The 4,822-nt window shown below is 58.5% G+C and carries 4 protein-coding genes; 1 reads left to right on the top strand and 3 read right to left on the bottom strand.

The window, feature by feature from the left end; genetic code table 11:
* Positions 1-177: 177 nt before the first annotated feature.
* Entirely contained in the window at positions 178-645 is a 468-nt protein-coding gene (gene sixA / locus AACS18_RS18355) for a phosphohistidine phosphatase SixA (protein ID WP_005336999.1), read from the bottom strand.
* A gap of 162 nt (positions 646-807) precedes the next feature.
* Between sixA and AACS18_RS18350 the strand changes: the two genes are divergently transcribed.
* Entirely contained in the window at positions 808-3,594 is a 2,787-nt protein-coding gene (locus AACS18_RS18350; protein ID WP_108612965.1) for an insulinase family protein, read from the top strand.
* Between the two features lie 331 nt (positions 3,595-3,925).
* Here the strand turns inward: AACS18_RS18350 and AACS18_RS18345 are convergent, their stop codons facing one another.
* On the bottom strand, positions 3,926-4,573 hold the full coding sequence (locus AACS18_RS18345) for a thiopurine S-methyltransferase (protein ID WP_108612964.1): 648 nt from the start codon (positions 4,571-4,573) through the stop codon (positions 3,926-3,928).
* 35 nt (positions 4,574-4,608) lie between these two features.
* Positions 4,609-4,822: hypothetical protein (locus tag AACS18_RS23620; protein WP_219927986.1), on the bottom strand; the 214-nt coding region annotated here is incomplete at its 5' end.

Genomic DNA, 4,822 nt, shown 5'->3' with positions numbered 1-4,822 from the left:
TGCTTTGCCACCATCAGTGGCAGGTACTTCTTGAACACTCTCATCGTTTGCAACCTCTTGCAGTTGTATCCGTATGACAGCAGCTTCTGCGAATTAATTCCGTAAAGTATTTATAAAAATCCGGAAAACTCGCCCATCTCTTCCCAAAAAATTCAATCCATAACTTTTTATTAACTTTTAGCCTATTGTATGCGGCCCTTCGAGCCAGAGCAAGGCTCCTTTGCCATCAAGCCACTCGATACAGGCGATCCCCGAGGTGGCGAACATGGGTGCTCCTGCGGCCGGGCAGAGGCTTTGCACCAGATAACCCACCAGCGGCAGATGGCTGACCATCAGGATCTGGTCATGCTGTTCAGCCAAAGTGGTGAGGTAGCTGGCCACGAAAGCGGGATCACCGTACGGGGTAATGTCGCCACTCTCTTCAACGGCTGCTGCGTCAGGCAATTCACTGCATATGGCTTGCCAGGTCTGGCGTGCCCGCAGATAGTTGCTGTGGATCACCCGATCCAGCGGGCCAATCAGCTGAGGCGCCAGCCAGCGGGCCATCTGGATAGACTCTTCAATACCCTGCTCGGTCAATGGACGCTGTTCATCTGTTTTCGCATTCATGCCAGCCTGGCCATGACGCATGATATAGATCTTCATTACAACCTCGCCCAACGGGCCTGTTTTGATAGCCGGGGGATCTTACCCCGCCACGGGTGTGGAAACAATTGCGCTACCTCTCAGAAAAGGGTTTGCCTGACGGGATAGCGGGGTCGATAATCATGTTTAAATTCAAATAAATCCAACGTGAGTCACACGCCAATGAGCCCATATGCCAGTCCCAATGACCATCGGCAATACCATTTTCTGGAGCTGGCCAACCGGCTCAGGGTCTTGTTGATTTGTGATCCCGACACCGACAAATCCGCCGCCTCACTGGCGGTCAATACCGGCCATTTTGACGACCCCGCCGACCGGCAGGGAATGGCCCATTTCCTGGAGCACATGCTGTTTCTCGGCACCTGCACCTACCCCAAGCCTGGTGAGTACCAGCAATTTATGAGCCGTCATGGCGGCAGCAACAACGCCTGGACCGGTACCGAGTTCACCAACTTCTTCTTCGAGATCGACAACGGCTTCTTCGAAGCGGGGCTGGATCGCTTCTCCCAGTTCTTTATCTGCCCCACCTTTGATCCGGAGTGGGTGGACAAGGAACGCAACGCGGTCGACTCCGAGTATCGCCTCAAGCTGCAGGATGATATGCGCCGCAGCTATCAGGTGCATAAAGAGACGGTCAACCCGGCGCACCCCTTCTCCAAGTTCTCGGTGGGCAACCTTGATACCCTGGCCGATCTGCCGGGACGGGATCTGCGCTCCGACCTTATCCGTTTTTACGAAAGCCACTACAGCGCGGATCGCATGGCGCTGGTGATGATCTCGCCGGAATCCATCGATACCCAGTTGCAGTGGTGCTGTCGCTACTTTGCTCCCATTTTGAATCGCAATTTGGGAACCCCGACCCTCACCATGCCGCTCTACAGGCTCGATGATCTCGGCGTGCGCATCCACATCAATCCGGTCAAGGAGACCCGCAAGCTCTCGCTCAGCTTCCCCTTACCCAATGTGGACGAGTTTTACGACAAAAAGCCCCTCACCTTCCTGAGCCATCTGATTGGCTACGAGGGGGATGGCAGCCTGCTCTCCCTGCTCAAGGCGAAAGGCTGGGTCAACCAGCTCTCGGCAGGTGGTGGCATCAGCGGCGCCAACTTCAAGGATTTTGGCGTCAACTTCGGCCTCACACCTCTGGGCCTTGAGCATGTGGATGACATCCTCGCCGCCCTGTTTGGTTATCTGAAACTGATTGGCCGCGAAGGGCTGCAGAGCTGGCGCTACGACGAAAAACGGACCGTGCTCGAATCGGCGTTCCGCTTTCAGGAGCGCGGCCGCCCCCTCGATACGGTGTCGGGGCTGGTGCTCAACCTCTTTAGCTACAAACCAGAGGATCTGCTCTACGGCGACTACATGATGCGCGAATATGACGAGGGGCTGATCCGCCGCTTCCTCGCCAAGCTCACCCCGCACAATTTGCGTATCACCATAACTGCGCCGGAAGTGGCGACCGATCGGCTGGCCCGCTGGTATCAGACCCCCTACAGCGTGGCGACCATTACCGAGGCCGAGAAAATTCGCTGGCAGCAGAGCGAACCGGATCCGGCGCTGGCGCTGCCCAAGCCCAACCCCTTTATCAGCAGTAGGCTCGATCCGCGCACGCCCGAGCTTGCCGCCGACATGCCCGCCTGCCTTATCGATCGCCCCGGTTTTCGCCTCTGGCACCTCCATGAGCACCTGTTCAACGTGCCCAAGGGCAATCTCTATATCTCCATCGACAGCGAACATGCGGTCAAAAATCCGCGCAATATCGCCATGGCGCGCCTCGCCGTGGAGCTCTTGGCCGACCACCTCAACGCCCTCACCTATCCAGCGGAGCTGGCGGGGCTGGGTTACCAGATCTATGCCCATCAGGGAGGCTTTACCATCAACCTGAGCGGCTTTGCCGACAAGCAGCCGCTGTTACTCGATATGATCCTTGGCAACCGCACCCTGGGCTATCCGGATCCGGGCCGCTTCGCCGAGATCAAGGAGCAGCTCATTCGCAACTGGGACAACCAGTCCAAGGCGCGCCCCATCTCCCAGCTCTTTAACCAGCTCACCAGCCTGTTGCAACCCAACAACCCGCCGTTCGAGCAGTTGCTGCGTCACCTGCGCACCGTCGAGCTGGAAGAGATGCCCGGCTTCGTGGCCCAGCTGTTTGGCGAGGTGCATGTCGAGGCGCTGGTGCATGGCGACTGGACTGCCGCCGAAGCGCTGGAGCTGGCCGCCCTGATGGAGCGCCACCTGAGCGATATCAATGGCACCAGCAGCAAGCCGAGCGGCGAGACCCGCCGCCCGCTCATCTCCATTCAGGACAGGGGCACCCTTATTCGCGAGCAGGGTTGCGATCACGAAGACTCGGCGCTCCTGGTCTACTACCAGTCCCGTACCACCCGTGCGCGAGATCTCGCCTGCTTCACTTTGGCGAACCACATCATGTCCTCCACCTTCTTCCACGAGCTGCGCACCCGCCAGCAACTGGGTTATGTGGTGGGCGCCGGTAACCTGCCCCTCAATCGCCATCCGGGGCTGATCTTCTATATCCAGTCGCCGGTGGCGGGACCGCAGATCCTGCTCGATGCGGTGGAGGAGTTTATCGACCTCTTCCCGCTCGCCATGCTCGAATTCACCGAACAGCAGTGGCAGGAGAGCAAGGCGGGGCTGCAAGCCCAGCTGAGCGAGCGGGATGCCAACCTGCGCAGTCGCGGCCAGCGGCTGTGGGTCAGCATCGGCAACAAGGATCTGGGGTTCGATCAACGGGAGCGGGTCTGCGACGAGGTGGGCAAGTTGAGCCGCGCCGATCTGGTGCGCTTTATCACCCAGCTGCGCTCGCGCACCTCCGATCGGCTGATCCTCTGCAGCTATGGTCAGGGGCACGAACATGACGAGCGGATCACCGGCCAGTTTATCGACGATCCACGGGCATTTCGGCTCAATGCCGCCACCTTCGAGGCCTGATCAGGCCTCGACATCCTCCATTTTTCCAGCCCGCGGCAAATCACAGACAATAAAAAGCCGACCCATCAGGGTCGGCTGGAAAAACCATAATAATTGCGACCAAAGCCGCCAAAAGTGAACATGAGCGTGAAAATCAGACACTGAGTTGCTGATCAGCAAGCGGGAAAGACCCGATACTCGCTTTGCAATGCCAACAGTGATTGAGAAACAGCCTCATATTAGGCACTCCCCCCGCCAATCACGTTGATCTACGTCAAAGGAGGTAGCGAAGAGCGCGTAGCCCGACGATTTGTCGGCGCAGATCACCCTTTGGCCGCCCGTTAGCTGCCCGTTAACCCCGGCGAACCAGTCGGTAGGCTACCTCATCGAAGTAGGAGAGCTGACCCGACAACACCCGCGGGTGATCCACCTCGGCGGCGCGCCCCAGCACCTCGATACGAAAATCGCGCTCAAACAGGGCTCGCACCTCCATCTCACCCACCGAGAAGGGGGGCTGACTCTGCTGCTCCGGCTGATATTCGAGGGTCACCAGCAAGATCTGTCCACCGGTGTCGACCAGCGAACTGATCAGGGCCGCATACTGGCGGCGCATCGCGGTCGGCAGGGCGATCAGCGCCGCGCGGTCATAGACCAGCCGGTAACGGCGACCCAGACTGGGGGCAGCGAAAAAATCCCCCTGAAAAATGCGCAGGCTGTCCACCTGATGGCACTGATAAGGGCCCACTTCGCTGACGGTCGCGGCGAGCTGGTTTTCACTGAAGAACTGGCTGACGGCAAGGCTCGATAGCTCGAAACCGTCGACCGGATGGCCCTGAGCGCTCAGCCAGAGCATGTCACGGGACTTGCCGCACAGGGGAACCAGCACCGGCTCGTCCGCTTGCTGGGCTGACCACCAGGATTGCAGCCAGTGGTTGAAGTCCGCCTGATGAAAGCCAATCCGGTTCTCTTCCCAACGCTGATGCCAAAACGCAGCTTCCATCGTTATTACCCTTCTGTACTAAAGATGCCTCAATATCACAACTTAACCGGCACCGCGCAACCCTCTGTCCTCCCCTTTTTGCCGCGCAGCCTCTGCGTGTTATCGGGCGAATGGCGTGACGTCCCCTTGCCGTGCGCCTCGCTGTCGCAATGATCGCTATTGGGTACGCTTATGACGGGCAGAGGTATACCAACCCATGCAAAAACGTCATGGGTGTATGGCGATGAATGAATAAAGGGAATGACGTTG

Origin of the sequence: Aeromonas sp. HMWF015, assembly GCF_963878965.1 — a bacterium.
GTDB lineage: Bacteria > Pseudomonadota > Gammaproteobacteria > Enterobacterales > Aeromonadaceae > Aeromonas > Aeromonas veronii.
The sequence above is the reverse complement of the archived record's forward strand: the minus strand, read 5'-3'. Positions and strand labels throughout refer to the sequence as shown.

Excerpts from the sequence above, each read along its gene's own strand:
- AACS18_RS18345 (WP_108612964.1), bottom strand. The coding sequence starts at position 4,573 with ATGGAAGCTGCGTTTTGGCATCAGCGTTGGGAAGAGAACCGGATTGGC.
- AACS18_RS18350 (WP_108612965.1), top strand. The coding sequence starts at position 808 with ATGAGCCCATATGCCAGTCCCAATGACCATCGGCAATACCATTTTCTG.
- sixA (WP_005336999.1), bottom strand. The coding sequence starts at position 645 with ATGAAGATCTATATCATGCGTCATGGCCAGGCTGGCATGAATGCGAAA.